A 19,852-nucleotide genomic window follows, 5' to 3' on the forward strand; every position below is an offset into this window, starting at 1 on the left:
ATTGTAGTAATTATTAAGTGATACTAACTACAAGAATATATAACTATTTCTGATTGCCAATCCATAGTTGACCAAAGGCTATTCCGCCATCATTGGAAGGAACCGCTTCATTCATATACAAATCGCCTACATGCCAAGCGCGATATATCAGCTCTACTAATTTGCGATTTTGAAATACACCGCCAGAAATAGCCGCATCACTAACATTATAGCGCTCCATTAAATCCGCTGCGGTTTCACATAATGCGATAGCAACGGTTTTATGGAAAGATGCAGCAAGATGAGCCCTAGATTCACCATTAACTACACCATCCATAATGGATTGAACGGTAGGTGTAAAATCAAGAATTCGCCCATCATAGTTATAATCAAGCAATATTCCTTTTTCATCACCACATAGAGCCTCTAAGGCTATAGCAATTTGTGCATCATAGGTGTGGACCATACCAAGCCCTAAAAGAGAGCCAACCGCATCAAACAAACGACCACAACTCGTTGCTTGAACCATAGGCATCGTAGATTGTAATGCTTTATCTAATATGGCCCAACCTTTAGGCAATTCTTTCATCCAATCTTGGTAGATAGGTGGAACATCATCACCATAGTAATTTCGAATATACCATAAGGCTTGGCGCCATGGCTCGGAAACAGCTTTCTCTCCTCCCGGTAATGGCGCTTCATGGATATGAGCTAATCGTTGATATTTATCTCCCTTGCAAAGGAGAAATTCACCACCCCATACCGTTCCATCTGGTCCATATCCGGTACCATCCATGGCAATCCCCAGCACTGGACCTTCAAGATTGTGCTCTGCCATGACTGATGCAATATGAGCGTGATGATGTTGAACAGATATAACAGGAATCTGTGCGCTTTTACCAATGCGCTCTCCTAAGTGGGACGAGAAAAATTGAGGATGACTATCTACAATAATTTTCTCTGGTTGTATAGAAAACAATTCCTCATATCGGTCAATAGTCCACTCCAATGTGGCATGAGTTGATGCATTCTGTAGATCACCAATATGTGGTCCTACAAGAACTTCAGAACCTTTATTCACAGCAAAAGCATTTTTTAAATCACTACCCATGGCTAATATCGAAGTTTGCCCTGAAATTTCACAATGAATAGGTTCTGGTACATAGCCACGACTACGACGAATAAATCGAGGTTTCTTATGAATAACAGTTACAACAGAATCATCGAGAGGTGCATAAATTTTCCGATTGTGGACCAAAAAGTAATCAGCAACTGCCCCTAATTCTTCAAATGCTTGATTATCATCATATAAAACGGGATCACCACTACGATTGCCGCTCGTCATGACCCACGCCGCATCTGATGGTAATAGTACCTCATGCATCGGTGTATATGGTAACATTACGCCAAGCATATGATTATCTGGCGCTACATGGGTACTCAAATGAACTAAACTATGGTGATTTCTTTCTAATAATACGATAGGACGTTCCATTCCAGTCAAAATATCTAGTTCTACATCACTAAGATGGACTAGCTCGATTGCCGTATCTAGAGACCCCACCATAATTGCTAGTGGTTTATGTGGTCTGTTTTTACGCTTACGTAAGCGTTGGACCGCTACATCATTTCGAGCATCACAAACTAAATGATAGCCGCCAATCCCCTTTATAGCGATAATACTACCTTCGTTGATTAATTCACGGGTTGTATTCCATACATTTACTGTATCTACAACCGTACGATTAGGTTTATATAGAGTATAATGTGGCCCACAAAGAGAACACGCATTAGGTTCAGCACGATAACGACGCCCCTCTATATCCTCATATTCAGCCTTACAAGCTTCACACATAGGAAACTCATCCATCGTCGTTCGCTCACGATCATAAGGTAGAGATTTAATAATCGTATATCGTGGGCCACAATTTGTGCAATTAATAAAAGGATATTCTTTCCTACGCTTGTCCCGTTCTAGTTCTTTAAGACAGTCATCACATGGCGCTGTATCAGCACTAATAAACGTACTAACCTCTTCGCCTAATGGAGAGGGCTTCACAGAGAACTCAACTTCATTGTTTTGTATAGTAAGATGTTCTACCCGTTGACTTGTAATACGGCACAATCGAGGTTGGTCATCTTGAATCGCATCTAAAAACAACTGCAAATCACTAGTACAACCTTGTATCTCGACGTAAACACCTTGGCTATCATTATATACAAAACCTGTTAAACCTAGGGAATGTGCCCACATAGAAACAAGGGGCCGGAATCCGACCCCTTGAACTATACCGGTATAACGAATTCCCCAGCGTTCTATAGTTTGATTACTATTTTGTTTCATATAAACTCCTACTATAGACGGAGAATTAATGGCTATTAACCTAATGCTACAGGAATACTGCCATCAATGCCAGCTTGTTCTAACTCGGCTTGAATCATAATAGCGCATTCAATACGTTTCTTTTGTAAGCGGCAGCCAAATTCATAAGGTGTTTCTAAATCGCCACCTAATGTAATGTTGTTAGCATGACAACCACCAGAACAGAAGAATTTCGCCCAACATTCAGCACAAGTTGGTTTAGAGAATACATGTGTATTACGGAAATCTTTAGGAATTTCTGTATTTTGTAATCCATCATACACATTGCCAAGCACATATCCATCTTTACCTACGAATTGATGACATGGGTAAATATCGCCATTTGGTACGACTGCCATATATTCATGACCTGCCCCACAACCACGAAGGCGTTTAGCCATACATGGACCGCGATACAAATCCATACGGAAGTGGAAGAAGTTAAACTTCTCGCCCCAACCATCTAATTGACGTTGTAAATAAATATCTGCTAATTTTTCATATTCTTTTTCCAATACAGGCCAATCCTCTTCGCGAAGAACATAGTCCCCCTCTTCACCTACTACAGGCTCCATGGATAAATGTTCGAAGCCAAGATCAGACATAGCCATAACGTCTTTTGTAAAGTCCAAGTTTTTATGTGTATACGTACCACGTACGTAGTATTCAAGGCCATGGCGTTGTTTTACAGCATTGATAAGGTTTTTAGCAATATATTTGTAAGATTCCGCACCACTACCAGCTACAGGACGCATCGCATTATGTACAGATTCACGACCATCCAAAGATAATACAAGGCTCATCTTATGTTCGTTTACATAGTCGATTTTATCTTGTGTTAACAGCATGCCATTTGTAGTCAATGTAAGCTTGAAAATCTTATTGTGCTTTTCTTGAATGGATTCAATATATTCAACTGTTTGTTTAACAACATCCCAGTTCAATAAAGGTTCTCCACCAAAGAAGTCTATTTCACAATGTTGACGAGGGCCGCTCATTTTAATGAGGAAGTCCACTGCACGCTTCGCCACATCAAAACTCATTAATTCACGTTTTACACCGCCGTAATCACCTTGGCTAGCAAAACAGTATTTACATGCTAAATTACAATCATGAGCAATATTTAAGCATAATGCCTTAACAATAGGTTTTTCACCTACTACAAGTTTAAACTCTGTACTCATCGGAGCAAACAATTGCTCTGCTTTAATGAGCTCATCTAACTCATCCATAATCTCATCAAGTTCTACGGCATCTTCCTTAGCATCTAATGCAGCATGTACTGCATCGCGATTAGTGCCATCATATATGTCAAGAACTCTATCAATGAGTTCGTCGATAACGTGAATAATACCACTATTAACATCTAAGCAGTAATAGTTATCCTTCATCCGAAACTTATGGATCATTGGTTTTAATTCTAACATGGTACCTCCAATTATTATGTATGGTAAAAGTTCTACTATATAGAACTTTCTAGATAATTGTACCACATTTCCACGCTAAACGTTATGAAAAGAGTCATAAAGATATACCATACAAAGTATGTATTATACACATAAATAAAAAAGGCCCGCTAAGCGAGCCTCTTTATTATTTTTGTTTGCAAACTTGGTTACCAACTGTGCAGCTTGTTTTGCAAGCGGATTGGCAAGATGTTTGACATTCCCCACAACCGCCAGTTTTAGCAGTTTTTTGTAAGGATTCAGTGTTGATAGTACGAATACGTTTAGCCATGGTTATCCTCCTCAATACTTATCGAATGATATTTATTTTATCATATTTATGAAAAGCCTGTAAAATACTATTTAGTTATGTTTTCTTCTACAGGTTTTGTTTCATTTACTTCTACAGTTGCAGATTTATTTGTATTTACTGCACCTGTTGTTGCTGTAGTAGTTGTAACATCCTCAGATTTTGATTTCTTTGGCGTATCCTTACGTAATACCTTTCTCAATGCCATTGCAACTGGTGTTACGATAACAGCAGCAAACACTGCTTCTGGAATACCATGTGTAACAGATAAGAATACAATAGACCCTAATACTTGATCTGGGCTAAGATTCATTTTAACAGCAAACATGTCTGCATAAAGTAAGAAAATAAGTCCCATAACCATAATTGTATGGAATACGGTACCCATGAACGCAGACACGATAATGCGTGGACCTTGCGGTGCTTTCCATAATAGTAAATATACTAAATATGCTAATACCGGAAAAAGAATACGTGGTAGCACAGAAATAATTGGATTAATAAATAGAGGGGATAAAATATTAGGTGCTGTAATATTTTGCCACAAGCTATAGCAACCAAAGATGAAGCCTACAAAAGCACCCACTTTAGGTCCCTCTACAATAGCACCAATAAGTGTCGGTACATGCAAGGTAGTTACATTAAGAGGGCCTAATGGAATAATACCATAGCCAGAAACACCTAATGCAATAGTAATCCCCGCTAATAGACCAATAATTGTTAATTCTCGAATCGTAATGCCACTCTTCTTCTGCTTTTTGGTCTTTTTACGTTCAACTTGCTTCATTTTTTCATTGTCTTGGATTGATACAGTTGAGTTATCATCCACTGGACGTTCAATGTTGTTCATAGATCCTCCTTCGCTCTCATTCCTTACGGATATAAGTCGAAACTAGAAATTAAATACGTTCACGGCGTCGTGAAATTATACCACGTTCTACCAATGCGCCTATAATCACCGCTATACCTGTCATACCAGCTTCTAATAAAGCAGGAGTAACAAACACAAGCGGATTACCTTGATACGTTGGGAAAACGGTGGGAACTAAAGATACAATAAATTCTGGAATATAACCACCGTATAAAATATGGGCATTCATAGCAAGCCATAAAGCAGCGGTTAAAACAATGCGAAATAATCGTATACCTCTATATGCTATATCTCTTGGATATAAATAAAATACAAATACCAACAAAGATATAAGCAACAACACAAATTCTGCAAACAGTATATTCACATTCATTGATGATGCATACATGAAGTATACCATCGGATCCTGTAAATCAATATACAAAAGCGAACCAATGTATAAAAATGGGATTGGTATAGTATACCCGATTATATCAAGGGCTTCATCTACCATGCCCCATCGATGTTTTCGATCAAAAAACTTAGTTGCTAACAGACCACAAAGTTCAATGAGCACTTGAACGATAAAATACACCACGAATAGAAGCAATGCTGTTACAATTCCATTCTCTGTTGTAAAGCTAAATGGCGTATGAAGAAATGAAAATACTGTCCACCAAGCCCAACTATATGCATGATAGCCCATGCTCAATGGTAGGTCGTCGTTAAATTTAGCATTCTTAAGTCTACGCACCATGAGCGGTATTACAAGAGACAATACAGGGAATACTAATATAGGTAACGCTAATGCTCCACTCAAAGTAAGAACTGTCGTTACAGCACTTACAAATAAAGCACAAACAATAGTAAATAACCAGAAACTCTTATTCATTACGGCCTCCCACTAAGCGAGTAAGACCATACGCTAAGATCAAGCTAATAGTAACACCGATATACATAGCTACTAAGAAAGCTACATCTCGGCCTGCTGTAGGCCAGCCCCATAACATCGATAAATCTACACCGAGAAAAATACCTTTATAGCTAATGCCGTGGATTATAATCCAACTTACAACATAGGCAATACGGCTAATCGATTTACCATCTCCAAAGGTACTACTTTTAAATGATAAATATGCCCAAGGCATAATTAGGGATAAAAGCAAATACCATACAAGTGCTACCGTCGCACTCGATCCATTATGAATCATATACGCAATAATAGGAATTACTACGATAAATAGATTCAAGTAGATGGATCTTTTACAAATATCCATTAATGTGTTCATAAAGATCTCCTATGATATGTAATCTCTTTGTATTTTACAATAATCATAGATAAATGTCATCAAAAAAGAAAAACCTCCATATAGGTAAATGAATACCTTATATGGAGGTTTCTAATTAAGCTACTACAGAGTCAGCTGTTACATCAATTGTAGGAACAGCATCCTTTGGTTCTTCTTTTTTCAACAATGGAGTCATGCTTTCTAAGCCGATACCCAATGTGAATAGATTATGCAACCAAGCTGTTTGACTTGGCGGCATAATACCGAGTACGCCACCACCAACAAGAGCACCATTGAAACCAACGATACCATTGTAATTAGCTTTGATACGTTTCATCAATGCCATAGAAATACGGCGTAAATCTACAAGAGCTTGTAAGTTATCGGAAGAAATAGTAACATTTGCAATTTTTTGAGCGATTGGCGCGCCTTCATTCATAGCGATACCAACATGTGCTTCGGAAATTGCTGGAGAATCGTTAATACCATCCCCTACCATCATAACAGTATAGCCTTCAGCTTTTGCTTGTTTTACATAAGCTGCTTTATCTTCTGGCAATACTTCAGCATGCAATTCATCGATGCCGAGTTCGTCAGCTACGCGTTGTGCATTACGTTTAGAGTCGCCAGTCATCATGACAACCTTTTTAATGCCCAATGTATGTAAATCAGCTATAACTTGTTTTGCTTCCTCACGAACAGGGTCTTTAATACAAATAACCGCTGCTAGTGTACCTCCAATAGCGAGGTAAATATGGGAAGATGAATTTGGTAAATTATTGAACTTTTCTTGTTCATCTGCAGGAATCTTTGTTTTTTCATCATCAAAGATGTAGTGAGCACTACCAATGCGTACACGGTAGCGGCCAACTTTAGATGCAATACCATGAGCTACAACGTATTCTACGTCGGAGTGCATTTCCTTGTGAGGCAAGGAATGATCCTTAGCAGCACGTACAATTGCTTTTGCCATGGAATGAGGGAAATGTTCCTCAATACATGCAGCCAATTTTAACATTTCATCTGCATCATGACCATTAAATGGAATGATTTGTTCAAACTCAGGTTCTGCTTTTGTAAGAGTACCTGTTTTATCGAATACAATCATATCTGCTTGTGCAATTTGTTCTAAGAATTTACCACCTTTAACAGTGATACCGCGTTTAGATGCTTCTTGCATAGCGGAAAGTACTGCTAATGGAATGGATAATTTAAGAGCACAAGAGAAGTCAACCATTACGAAAGACAATGCTTTCATTACATTACGAGTCAACAAGTATGTTAAACCAGCACCAATAAAGCTAATTGGAACTAATTTATCAGCCATGCGGTATGCTTGTTGTTCCATACCGGATTTCATTTGTTCAGACTCTTCAATGAGGTTAACGATTTTTTCGTAACGAGATGTTTTGGATGTGCTACGTACTTCGACAATAGCTTTACCGTCTTCAACAACAGTACCAGCATATACAGAACTGTCTTGATCGCGACGAACCGCTTCTGGTTCACCAGTCATGGAGCTTTCATTAACAAGAACAACACCATCGATAACGACGCCATCCAATGGAATCACTTCGCCTTGGCGAATGATAATTTGATCGCCTGCAACAACTTCATTAACTGGCTTGCTCACTTCAATATCATCAACTAAAACCCATACTTTATCTACGTTTAAGGACATGCTTTGAGCAAGATTCAATACGGATTTACGGTGAGTCCATTCTTCTAAGATATCGCCAATACCTAATAGGTACATAACAGCGCCAGCTGTAGGATAATCTTTTTGAAGTAATGCAGCACCAATAGCTACACCATCAAGTACTTCGACAGTTAACTTACGTTGCCACAATGTTTTAATGGCTTTGCCGATAAATTTAATACCATCAAACCATGCCCATGCAGCTGCAATTGGTGCAGGCAACACTGCTTTTTTACCTAAGTAAAGTGCAGTGCGATTGATCATCATTTCACGGTATTTTTTATTTACCAAGCGTGGAGAATATTCGTTCAAAGCAGGTGCTTCGGACAAGTCTAAATCGCGTAGACCTAGCACTGCTTCACGCACAGCATCAACATCGCCAGTATGTTTAATGGCAACTTGATTGCTGCGAGTGTAGAAGGTTACATCTACAATTGCATCATTAAGGAGCAATGTATCCTCTACATAAGCTGCTTCAGCCTCTGTAAAACGATGACCTGTAACCTTAACATGCAAGCGATTTCTGAGTTTTTTTACTACAGAAAATTGTAACATATGTGCAATCCTCTAATTATTTGTTTTCTTCAAAGATTTCTTCGTTGCGTGCTTCGTTGATTTCTTGAGCTTCTGCCAATACGTCAGATGCGGATGCTTGTACTTTTTCAGCTGTTTCTAATACAGTTTCTTTAGCGCGAAGGCCAGCTGCTACGATACCAGCATATACTTTTTTAGCATCTTTAGAAGTTAAAACTTTAAGACCTACAGTACCCAATGCAAGACCTGCTGCGAATAAGTTAGCGTTTTTAAGATTTTTTTGATCGATGTTGAACATGATAATATTCCTTTCTACTAAATATGATAAAAAATTTAATTACTATATTTGAAAAGAGGAGCCATTATAGAGACCCCTCTTTCAAAATCAGAATTCGTATTAGCTTACTTAGCTGTACGTTTAATGCCTAGTGCCTTGTTGGAACCATCGCAGCTGCAGTTACCACCGCAACCAGAAGATTTCTTAGAGCTAGAATTGGAGCCACCGCCACCACAGCCGCAGCCACCTTTACCAGACATTTGTTTGTAAAATTTATTGCCGATATAAGCTATTGCTAATACAACTATGAGTCCTATAACAAGATTATCCATTATTATGCCTCTTTCTCAATATCTACTAAATTACAATATGTGTCTTAGTGATAAATAAGATAAAAGCAATATCTAAAGGATATTTCCCTTTTCTCATTATCATTTAACCACGAATATTGATAATTATCAAGTATTATTTTTAAATTACTTATAACAAAATCGCATTTTTTCTATTCATTTTTGTTCAAAGTATCTAAAAGTGGCTAAACTCTCCTATTTAGCGATTCTAGATTAGAAACCTAATGCGCGACCTATGTTATAGAAGATGAAACATGCAATCCAAGCAAATGTATTTTCATAGAAGAACATGAATGCAACCCATTTCCAAGAACCTGTTTCACGTTTGATAACGGCTAATGTTGCCAAACAAGGTGGGTAAATTAATACGAACAACATCATTGTTAATGCAATCAATGGTGAGAAGCTTGGATCATTTTGTAGGTAATCAGTCAATGGAGCTGGATTTTGATCATCACCACCAACAGCATAGACAGTACCTAATGTTGAGATAACAACCTCTTTAGCCGCCAAACCAGCTACTAATGATAGGCCCATTTTCCAATCAAACCCCAATGGTTCTAGCACTGGGTTGATAGCTTTACCAAAGGATGCTGCATAGGATTGTTCAATTTTTTCAGAAGCTTGTTCTTTATCAAGTTTGTCATTTTCAGCATCTAAGTTAGCACTGTTTTTATACATTGCCCATGCTGCTGGGAACAAGTCTTTATTTTCATCTTTAATATCATTGAATAATTCAGGTGCTTCAGAATCATCCTCTACTGCTACTTCAGGTTCATCTTCTCCTGCATTCTTAGCAGCATCTTCAGCATCTTTTACAGTAGATTTCATATCTTCTACAATTTTATCTACTGCCTCTTTTTGATCATCTGTAGTGATACCAAATTGAGCTAATGTAGCAGCATCTTTTACTTCATACTCTTGTGCAACTTGTTCTTTCACTGCATCATAATCTTTGGAGTATTCTACATCCATTGGATATGCAGTGATGAACCAAATCAAGATGGAAGCAGCCATAATGAAAGTACCGGCTTTAATGATGTACAATTTAGCACGTTCATACATGTGCATCCATGTAGCTTTCAATGTAGGCAAGTGATATGGAGGTAATTCCATTACAAATGGTTCAGCTTCACCAGCAAATAAGAACTTACGGAAGATTTTTGCAAAGATAATACCAAAGATGATACCCAAGAAGTATACAGAGAATACAACTAAAGTACTATCCCAACCATTTGGGAAGAACGCATTTGCAAATAAAATATACACTGGCAAGCGTGCAGAACAACTCATGAATGGTGTAATTAAGATAGTAACCATTCGATCCTTATAATTATCAAGGATACGAGCGCCCATTACAGATGGTACGGAACAACCGAAACCTAAAAGCAACGGAATAAAGGATTTACCATGCAAACCACAAGCGCGCATTACACGGTCAATAACGAAGGCTGCACGAGCCATATAACCAGTATCTTCCAAGAAGGAAATACCAAGGAATAGCAAAAGAATTAATGGTAAGAAAGATAGTACGGCACCTACGCCGGCAATAATACCATCAGATACGAGTGACTGTAATTGGCCCTCTGGAATAGTCTGAACCGCATAAGCTTGTAATGCAGCGAAACCATCCTCGATCCAACCTTGAGGAATACCACCAACGAAGTTAACGAACGCAAACAATAAGTACATAACAACCATGAAGATTGGTAAGCCCCAAATTCGATGCGTTAAGATTTTGTCATACCGGTCAGAGCGTGTTTCCAATTGAGTTGGCGCTTGTGTTAAACATGTATTATATACTTCTACTGCAAAGCGGTGACGATATTCTTGGAAGACAATATCAAGATCAACTTGATCTTTGATTTCTTCACGAATCGCTTCAGCCTTTTGAATAACAGCTTCCGTATTATCAAAGCGCATAACTTTGCCAATAACGTCAGCATCTTTTTCTAACAACTTAACAGCAATCCAACGAAGTGGATATGTAACAGTGCCTGCTTGTTTTAGCAATTCTACAAGCTCACTAATTTTGCCTTCTAACAAATCACCATAGTTAATTGTTACACCAGGAGCTTTTTGAGAAGCAGCTACACTAATTGTTGCTGCTAACAAGTCTTTTGTACCAATGTTTGTACGACCTACTGTGCTAACAATTGTAGCCCCTGTCATTTCTGCCATTTTTTTTAGGTCGTATTTGATGCCCATTTCTTCAGCAACGTCAGCCATGTTTAGAGCAATAACCATTGGCTTTTCAAGTTCCAATAATTGTGCTGCTAAATATAAGTTACGTTCCAAGTTAGATGCATCAAGAACGTTAACGATTACATCTGGGTTATCATTTACGATAACATTACGCGCTACTAACTCATCCAAGGAACGTGCAGTTAAGCTATATGTACCTGGTAAGTCAATAAACAATAACTCATGGCCATCAAATTTCGTATGGCCTTCCTTTTTTTCTACTGTAACGCCGGCATAGTTACCAACGTGTTGCTTCGCCCCTGTGATATTGTTAAACATTGTAGTTTTACCACAGTTAGGGTTACCTGCTAAGGCAATGCGAATTTGCCCATTTTCTGCCATGTGAACCTCCTATTGAACCTCTACATCAATCATGCCAGCTTCGCTTGTACGAAGTGCTAATTCAAAGTTTTTAACTTTAACTTCTACTGGATCACCCAAAGGAGCAAACTTCATAACATGAATTTTTGTACCTTTAACAAGGCCCATGTCAATCAGACGATGTTTAACATTGCCACTGCCATGTAGAGCAACAATAAGACCAGACTCACCTGGTTTCATGTCTTTTAACTTTTTGATAGCCATACGACACCTCCTAATTATTGTACCTAACAACCTCATATTAAACACACCAAATAATAATGCGTATTAATATCTTAAATTATTATATCAAACTAAATATTAATTTCAACAATTATTATCATTTTTATGGTAATTTCCTATCTCATATATATATTTTTTTCTCATATTAAATATGCGAATTATTTTATCATTAATCAAAACAAACCCTATAGGGTATAGCTTTTTATGAACTAACACAAATCATAATTGCCCCACCAAATAAGAAGCACTACTAAGATTATCATTATTAATAATTTAATCATTCTCAATTAAATATTAAAATTTTATTTAAACATAAATACTTTAATGTTTTTATTCTCATAAACATACATATATTTCGTTATTTCTCAATATATTATCATTTAAATATACCAACATACACTTTCTTTATGGCAACTTAATTTCCCATCTAATAATAATCAATATAAATAACAATTCATTTTATTTGCCCCTACTATATGCATAAGGTATAATTAATATAATATGTATTATAGAAAGGACGATCCATGAAAGCTTTTAAATCTCTAGGTGTTTGCGATGAGCTCATCCAAGCCCTTCAAAAACAAGGTATCAAGGAGCCAACTCCAATTCAAGAACAAGCCATTCCTGTCGTATTTAAAGGGAATGATATTATAGCAAAAGCTCAAACAGGCACAGGCAAAACATTAGCCTTCTTACTGCCGATTCTGCAACGTGTTCACACCGATGTGCATCAAGAACAAGTGCTCATCATTGCACCTACCCGTGAGCTTGTAAAACAAATCTCCGATGAGGCAAAAGAAATAGGTGCTATTTTAAATGTAGATATACTCCCTCTCATCGGTGGTAAAACGATTGAAGCACAATTACAACAATTAGGACGCCGTCCGCAAGTTATCTTAGGTACGCCTGGTCGCCTATTAGACCATGCTAAACGTGGCTCACTTCACTTAGATTGTATCCGTCGTGTCGTACTCGATGAAGCGGACCAAATGCTTCATATGGGTTTCTTACCAGACATTGAAAACCTCATTAGCCAAACAGATGCAAACAGACAACTTCTATTATTCTCTGCAACGATTCCTGATAAAATTAGAAATCTTGCAAAAGCGTATATGTCTAAACCGGCTTCTGTAACAGCTGAAGGTAAACATGTTACACTTGAATCAATCGATCAACGCGTATACATGATGAACCCAGAAGAAAAAACGCAACGTCTCATCAAAATGATCGAAGAAGACAACCCATTCTTAGCAATTGTGTTCTGTAATAAGCGTGAAGGTGCTGTTCGTTTATCCTATGAGTTAACTGCAGCAGGTCTAAATATTGCTGAAATGCATGGCGATTTAACACAAGGTCGACGCACTCAAATATTACGCGATTTCGCAAAAGCTAAAACACAAATCTTAGTGGCGACAGATATTGCAGCTCGCGGCATCGATATCGAAGGCATTACACATGTTTATAACTACGACGTACCACGCGACGTAGATTACTATATCCACCGTATTGGCCGTACTGGTCGTGCAGGCAACTCTGGCGTAGCTGTTACATTTGCTACTCCGCAAGATGAATCTTGGTTACGTCGTATTGAGCGCGCCATCCAAGCAACCCTTACTAAATACACTAAAGATGGACAAATTAAGACTAAAGGTAATGCAAGTGCGGCACCTAAACGTGCAAAGTCATCTGGCAAACCTAAGATTACTAGTTCCTATCAATCTACAAAGGCTAAAGCTCATAAAGCTCGTGGCCATAAAGGCGCTAATACACGCCAACGCCGTACATCCACATCACAAACAGGACGACGCGGTAAACGTAGATAATACAAAAGACGCGTACAGATTATCTGTACGCGTCTTTTTATTTTGTAAACTAAATTATACTCATATTCTTTTTATCAATATATAGCTATTATTATATACCTACATACAATAAAATATAGTCCTTATTGTTTATTGGCATAAATACTGGGTACACCATTCACATCGGAGCATTGTGTCTTGCATTGAGATCGATTACTACAAACCCAGTTAATACGTCCTCTCGCCTCTTGCTTAATAAAATACCCTTCTTTACATCGCGGGCATTTATATTGCTTATCTTCGTCAGACACAGTGATATTACTTTCACCCTTTGAAGTATCCCCCTCAACAGGTTGTGTATGTTTGCAAGCCGGATAATTGGTACAGCCTAAAAAAGCACCGAATTTACCATTACGCTGTTGCATTCTGCCCTTATTACACTTAGGACAGACCGGCAAAGAAGATAGATCTACATCAGAATTATCCATTGGACGTTTCCGATTTTGATTCGTTATGGTACGAACTACATTGGGCATCATCTGACCAGAGTTTACCTGTTTATCAAAGCCAAGCTTATCGATCAATAATTGCAAAAACTTAACTTGATCAGATAAGAAGGAATCTAAGGTATCCTCCCCTTCACTCATGAGGGCCAAGCGTTCTTCCCAAACAGCCGTTTCATCAGGATATAACAATTCATCAGGTAACGCATCTACTAAAAGATAGCCCGTTTCCGTAGGTGATAGGACTTGCTTCTTACCAGATGTTTTCATAAACCCACGACTGATGAGTTCGTCAATAATATTAGCACGAGTCGCTTCTGTACCAATACCAGAAACCGCCTTTAATTGCTTTTTCAAATCTTCATTTTTTACAAACTTATGAATTTCCTTCATTGCTTGTAACAACGTAGACGGTGTAAAGCGAGAAGGCGGCTTAGTTTGCTTCGCCTCTACAGAGGAATCCGTGTAAAGCACAGAATCATTCTTCTTCACAGTAGGCAAATGATCTGTTTCTTCAATAGCCTCTTTTTTAGAATCCGTTTCTGCGCCACGTTCATCAGTTAAATCAGGTTCATCATTATCTGTCATAGATCTAGACTTTTGCCGTTTATAAAGTAATTTCCAGCCTTCGTCTATAACTACACGGCCATTAGCAACAAAGTCTTCTTCACATTGCTCCACAACGATTTTAGTTTGTTCATAAATGTGCTCTCCATAAAATTGAGCAATATAGGCCTGACTTATAAGGAAGTAAATATTGCGTTCCTCTCGAGACAAGCTATTCATATTACACGCTACAGTCGTAGGGATAATAGCATGATGGGCTGTAATTTTCTTTTCATTCCAAGCGCGGCTCTTAATGGAGCGGTCTGCATCGGTAGCCCACTGTGCTAATCTTTCATCTCCTGCATTCTGTAAATTATTGAGAATTGCATTGCGGTCACCATATTGATTTGGTGGTAAATATTCACAATCAGAACGAGGGTACGTAGTCAATTTCTTTTCGTATAGTTTCTGTGCTGTATCAAGTACAGTTTGCGGATCATAGGAAAAAGCTTTACCAGCTAATACCTGTAAAGATGATAGAGACAATGGTAAACGCTGTACATCTTTCTTTTTAGATTTTGTAACAGCTTTAATAACTCCATCGGGACCAGTCTGTAAGCGCTCAACTAATTCATCGGCTATGGCTTTATTAATAAGGCGTCCATCTGGGTCAAGCCCCTTTTGTTCGTCTGTAGGCTGCCACGTAGCCCAGAATACACCATTCGGATGATTATATAAAACCTTTAACGTAAAATAATCGACCGGTTTAAATGCCGCTAGTTCTCGCTCTCTGCGCACAACAAGGGCTAATGTTGGAGTCTTAACACGACCGATAGGTAATGTTACTTTATTACCTTTATATCGTTCAGATAAGGTATAGGCACGAGATAAATTCATGCCAATAAGCCAGTCTGCACGTGCTCTAGCCAATGCAGATTGATATAGATTGTGAAAATCTTTATTATCCCGTAGATCATTTAAAGCGGCACGAACAGATTTTTCGTCCAATGCATTTAGCAAGATACGTTGTACAGGTTTTGTATTTCCTACATAATATAATACTTCATCAACCAACAATTGCCCTTCCCTGTCCGGGTCACCTGCGTTGACGATAATGTCCGCTTTACCAATCAATTCTTTTACAGTCTCAAACTGTTGACGACTACTATCCGTAACGAGTAATTTCCACTCATCAGGCACAATAGGTAAATCTTGAGGGCGCCAGCGGATATATTTATCATCATAATCACCAGGTTCTGCTTGATGTAATACGTGACCTACAACCCAAGTCACTACATCATCACCTTGGATAAAATAGCCATTCCGTTTTTGGATATTCTTGTTTTCTGGCAAGCATTTACTAATTTCGCGAGCCATGGATGGCTTTTCCGCAATAAATAACCTCATGGTCCCCCTCCTTAACATAAAATAACGGCTATTCCCCAAGCCGCTCTTTGAAATCTCATTATACTACAATTTAGTGGTCATAACTACCAAAATCATGTATAATTTTAAAGATATGAATGGTGTGAAGATGATATATTAAAATAAAACATTCACAAACGAAACAATAGAGGTGAACTATGACATTTTTAGAAGAAGTGCAACGTCGTCGTACGTTTGCTATCATATCTCACCCGGATGCGGGTAAAACTACATTAACAGAAAAATTACTTTTATACGGTGGTGCCATTCACTTAGCGGGGTCCGTTAAGTCTCGCAAAACGGCAAAACACGCCGTATCTGACTGGATGGAGATCGAAAAACAACGTGGTATCTCTGTAACGAGTTCCGTATTGCAATTTGACTACGATGGCTGTCGTGTCAATATCCTCGATACCCCTGGTCACCAAGACTTCTCTGAAGATACATACCGTACATTAATGGCTGCCGATAGCGCTGTCATGCTTATCGACGTTGCAAAAGGTGTCGAAGCACAAACGAAAAAACTATTTGCCGTATCTAAAGAACGCGGTATTCCTATCTTTACCTTTGTAAATAAAATTGACCATTTCGGTCGCAGCCCATTTGACTTGATGGAAGAAATCGAAAACGTTCTTGGCATTCGTACATGCCCTATGAACTGGCCAATTGGTATCAACGGTGAATACAAAGGCGTATACGATAGAGAACACGAAACTATCGAGCTCTTCGCAAAAGACGAAACACATGGTCAAGAAAAGCTAGCCTCTGAAAAAGGTGCTTTGACTGATCCTCGTATGAAAGAATTATTAGGTGACGATGTATATCAAGCATTGCTTGATGATATCGAATTATTAGACGTTGCTGGCGATCCATTCGATTTTGATAAAGTTCGTGCAGGCGAATTAACGCCAATGTTCTTCGGTTCTGCTATGACTAACTTTGGGGTAAAACCATTCTTAGAAAAATTCTTAGAACTAGCTCCATCCCCTGCTCCACGACAAGCCGTGGAAGAAATGGTGCAACCTACGAGCGAAGACTTCTCCGCTTTAGTATTTAAAATTCAAGCGAATATGGACCCTAATCACCATGACCGCATCGTATTTATGCGTATCTGCTCTGGTAAATTCGAAAAGGGTATGTCCGTATTGCATCGCCAATCTAACAAAACGATTCGCTTGTCTCAGCCTCAACAATTCTTGGCTACCGAACGTACCATCGTAGAAGATGCATATCCCGGTGATATTATCGGTGTCTTCGATGCTGGCACAATGGGCGTAGGTGATACACTATGTGCACAAAAACACAAGGTAACATTTGGTGACTTCCCTGTGTTCCCACCAGAATTCTTCGCCCGCGTATCTCCAAAAGATACTATGAAGCGTAAGCAATTCCAAAAAGGCATGACACAATTGGCTCAAGAAGGTGCAGTTCAAATCTTTGAACAACCAGGTGCCCTCGACTCCTTCGTAGTTGGTGCCGTAGGTATGCTTCAATTTGAAGTTTTAGAATACCGTTTAAAAAATGAATATGGTGTTGATTTATTAAATAATACATTGCCATACAGTGTTGCCCGTTGGATTGATGGTGAAGTAGATATTGCGTCTTTAAAAGGTGTAGATAATGCGATGATTGTTAAGGATAATCGCGATCGTACTGTAGTGCTTATCTCCAATGAATGGCAAATGGGTTGGGTTCAAGAGCGTAATCCTGATGTTACATTCTTAACAACCCCAAAACTTCATCACGAACTATAGTATTGGCATTTATAGCTTATCTTTCTAAATCTATACTTCGCACTTCTAAATGCGAGATGTACTATGTAGCAGACAGTGGCTTAACTGCAAACCTCAATAGTTAAGCACACTATAAATCCTCAGATAATAACAACTGGAATATATTTCTCAATATATAAAAATTAGAAATATATTCCAGTTTATTTTTTTATAATAGGCAGGAAAATCACAGAATTTAGTCGAATACATATAGTATGATTATGTAGAGAAGTGATTTATACTATTACTTTCTCGTATTTTTGTATATAATATAAATATATTATAAATAGATATATATCTAATATAGATATATAAAACCTAATGGTTTTACTGTTGTTGTGAGTGTTGAAAATAAATAATATATAATTATTATGCCTTATATATTCTATAGTTTTTTTCGACCATTCATGATACCATAAAATATAAGTTTTATTTTTTATTTTAAAGGAGTGATTTTATGCCACTTATTGACTTAGCGTTAGTCAACGATGTATGGACCTTGAAACTGTCCATGATTCAAACTGTAGGCCTCGCTGTAATCACGTTATTCATTGGTACTTGGATTAACAAGCATTCCAAGTTCTTACAACGTATGTGTATGCCTGCACCAGCTGTAGGGGCTTTGCCATTTGCATTCTTAACTGCCATTCTTTCTTACTACAAGATTTTGAACATTACCTTTGAAGGTTCCCTACAAACATTCTTAATGCTTGCCTTCTTTACCACTATCGGTTTGATGGCTTCTTTGAAAGTCCTCAAAAAAGGCGGTATCTTCATTATCTTCTTCTTCCTCGCTTGTGCAGTATGGATTGTTGTACAAAATACAGCAGGTATTATGATTGCTAAAGCTTTAGGTATTGAACCAATCATCGGTATTATGGCTGGTTCCGTATCCATGATTGGTGGTCTTGGTACTGCTGGCGCCTTCGGCCCATATTACGAACAATTGCTTGGTATCCCTGGTACAGCATCAGCAGCGGTTGCAGCCGCAACATTCGGCATGGTAGCTGGTACAATTCTCGGTGCTCCTGTAGGTGAACGCATTATTAAAATGCACAAAGTTAAAACACCTTACGAAAATCCTGAGTTAATGGAAGATGAAGGCATCGACATGATCGAAGATCACGTTGAAAGTGGTGGCAAACAATTTAATTCTCAAGACCTTTTAACAATCTGTATGTGGATTGGCCTTGCATTAGGTATCGGTACTATCGTAAGTGCTGGTTTGTCTATCTTAACTCCACTACCTGCGTACATCGGCGCAATGATTTGTGCAGCTGTAATCCGTAACTTTGGTGATTTCACAAAAGCTTACAAAATCAACGATGCAGCTCTTGATGCAGTATCCAATGTAGCATTATCTCTATTCGTAACTATGGCTATCAATAGCTTGAAACTAGTTCAATTAATCGATCTTGCTTTACCACTTATTACAATCTTAGTTGCACAAATGGTACTTATCTGTGTATTTGCATACCTTATCTACTTCCTATTTGGTCGCAACTACGATGCAGTTATGCTTGGTTCTGGTGCCATCGGCTTCGGCTTAGGCGCTACACCAAATGCATTGGTTAATATGTTATCCTTAGCAAGTAAACATGGTCCATCCCCTCGTGCATGGCTTGTAGTTTCCTTGGTAGGTGCATTCTTAATCGACTTTGCTAATGCTTTCCTAATTACAACAATGGCTGGCATTCTTTACTAAAAAAAAGGACCCATTCGGGTCCTTTTTTTATGAAAAGAGCTTATTAGAATGATATGTTATCAATCTAATAAGCTCTTTTTAGGGTTATAGGACAAAACGTGTTGGTTTTATAGGCGATGGAGCCAGTAAATTACTGGCTCCATCGCTATTTTAAGTT

At 38.2% G+C, this 19,852-nt stretch carries 15 protein-coding genes; 3 read left to right on the forward strand and 12 right to left on the reverse strand.

Annotated elements, in window-relative coordinates; all coding sequences use genetic code 11:
• Positions 1–43: 43 nt before the first annotated feature.
• From hypF to LKD20_RS02605, 11 genes are all read right to left on the reverse strand, one after another.
• Positions 44–2,323 (reverse strand): carbamoyltransferase HypF, encoded by a 2,280-nt coding sequence (hypF, locus tag LKD20_RS02555; protein ID WP_227720804.1) that lies wholly within the window; start codon positions 2,321–2,323, stop codon positions 44–46.
• 35 nt (positions 2,324–2,358) lie between these two features.
• Entirely contained in the window at positions 2,359–3,768 is a 1,410-nt protein-coding gene (gene scfB, locus LKD20_RS02560; RefSeq protein WP_039969275.1) for a thioether cross-link-forming SCIFF peptide maturase, read from the reverse strand.
• Between the two features lie 166 nt (positions 3,769–3,934).
• Entirely contained in the window at positions 3,935–4,078 is a 144-nt protein-coding gene (gene scfA / locus LKD20_RS02565; RefSeq protein ID WP_004693318.1) for a six-cysteine ranthipeptide SCIFF, read from the reverse strand.
• A gap of 67 nt (positions 4,079–4,145) precedes the next feature.
• Positions 4,146–4,946, reverse strand: coding sequence for an ECF transporter S component (locus tag LKD20_RS02570; RefSeq protein WP_227720805.1), 801 nt, complete (start codon positions 4,944–4,946; stop codon positions 4,146–4,148).
• A 49-nt stretch (positions 4,947–4,995) separates the two neighbouring features.
• Positions 4,996–5,838, reverse strand: coding sequence for a hypothetical protein (locus LKD20_RS02575; protein WP_227720806.1), 843 nt, complete (start codon positions 5,836–5,838; stop codon positions 4,996–4,998).
• A complete protein-coding gene (locus tag LKD20_RS02580) occupies positions 5,831–6,235 on the reverse strand; it encodes a hypothetical protein (RefSeq protein WP_227720807.1) in 405 nt (134 codons plus the stop codon). Before LKD20_RS02580 ends, LKD20_RS02575 begins: the two co-directional genes overlap by 8 nt.
• A gap of 115 nt (positions 6,236–6,350) precedes the next feature.
• Positions 6,351–8,489 (reverse strand): heavy metal translocating P-type ATPase, encoded by a 2,139-nt coding sequence (locus LKD20_RS02585; protein ID WP_227720808.1) that lies wholly within the window; start codon positions 8,487–8,489, stop codon positions 6,351–6,353.
• Between the two features lie 16 nt (positions 8,490–8,505).
• Positions 8,506–8,766 (reverse strand): DUF6110 family protein, encoded by a 261-nt coding sequence (locus LKD20_RS02590; RefSeq protein WP_004697111.1) that lies wholly within the window; start codon positions 8,764–8,766, stop codon positions 8,506–8,508.
• A gap of 104 nt (positions 8,767–8,870) precedes the next feature.
• The gene (locus tag LKD20_RS02595; RefSeq protein ID WP_227720809.1) at positions 8,871–9,077 is read right to left on the reverse strand and encodes a FeoB-associated Cys-rich membrane protein; all 207 of its coding nucleotides are present in this window, start codon (positions 9,075–9,077) and stop codon (positions 8,871–8,873) included.
• A 231-nt stretch (positions 9,078–9,308) separates the two neighbouring features.
• Complete coding sequence (feoB, locus tag LKD20_RS02600; RefSeq protein ID WP_227720810.1) at positions 9,309–11,681, reverse strand: ferrous iron transport protein B; 2,373 nt, start codon at positions 11,679–11,681, stop codon at positions 9,309–9,311.
• Positions 11,682–11,690: 9 nt separating this feature from the next.
• Positions 11,691–11,924, reverse strand: a complete 234-nt coding sequence (locus LKD20_RS02605) for a FeoA family protein (protein ID WP_227720811.1) — start codon at positions 11,922–11,924, stop codon at positions 11,691–11,693.
• A 542-nt stretch (positions 11,925–12,466) separates the two neighbouring features.
• Here LKD20_RS02605 and LKD20_RS02610 point away from each other — a divergent pair.
• The gene (locus LKD20_RS02610) at positions 12,467–13,765 is read left to right on the forward strand and encodes a DEAD/DEAH box helicase (protein WP_227720812.1); all 1,299 of its coding nucleotides are present in this window, start codon (positions 12,467–12,469) and stop codon (positions 13,763–13,765) included.
• A 122-nt stretch (positions 13,766–13,887) separates the two neighbouring features.
• Here LKD20_RS02610 and LKD20_RS02615 read toward each other — a convergent pair whose 3' ends face one another.
• Positions 13,888–16,200, reverse strand: a complete 2,313-nt coding sequence (locus tag LKD20_RS02615) for a DNA topoisomerase 3 (protein WP_227720813.1) — start codon at positions 16,198–16,200, stop codon at positions 13,888–13,890.
• 176 nt (positions 16,201–16,376) lie between these two features.
• Here LKD20_RS02615 and LKD20_RS02620 point away from each other — a divergent pair, with 176 nt between their 5' ends.
• A complete protein-coding gene (locus LKD20_RS02620) occupies positions 16,377–17,972 on the forward strand; it encodes a peptide chain release factor 3 (RefSeq protein WP_060924805.1) in 1,596 nt (531 codons plus the stop codon).
• A gap of 475 nt (positions 17,973–18,447) precedes the next feature.
• Positions 18,448–19,695 carry a sodium/glutamate symporter gene (locus LKD20_RS02625; RefSeq protein ID WP_005387098.1) on the forward strand — a complete coding sequence of 416 codons (1,248 nt, stop codon included), beginning with the start codon at positions 18,448–18,450 and terminating at the stop codon, positions 19,693–19,695.
• Positions 19,696–19,852: the final 157 nt, after the last annotated feature.

It is taken from the genome of Veillonella fallax (genome assembly GCF_020687175.1).
GTDB classification, from domain to species: domain Bacteria; phylum Bacillota; class Negativicutes; order Veillonellales; family Veillonellaceae; genus Veillonella; species Veillonella fallax.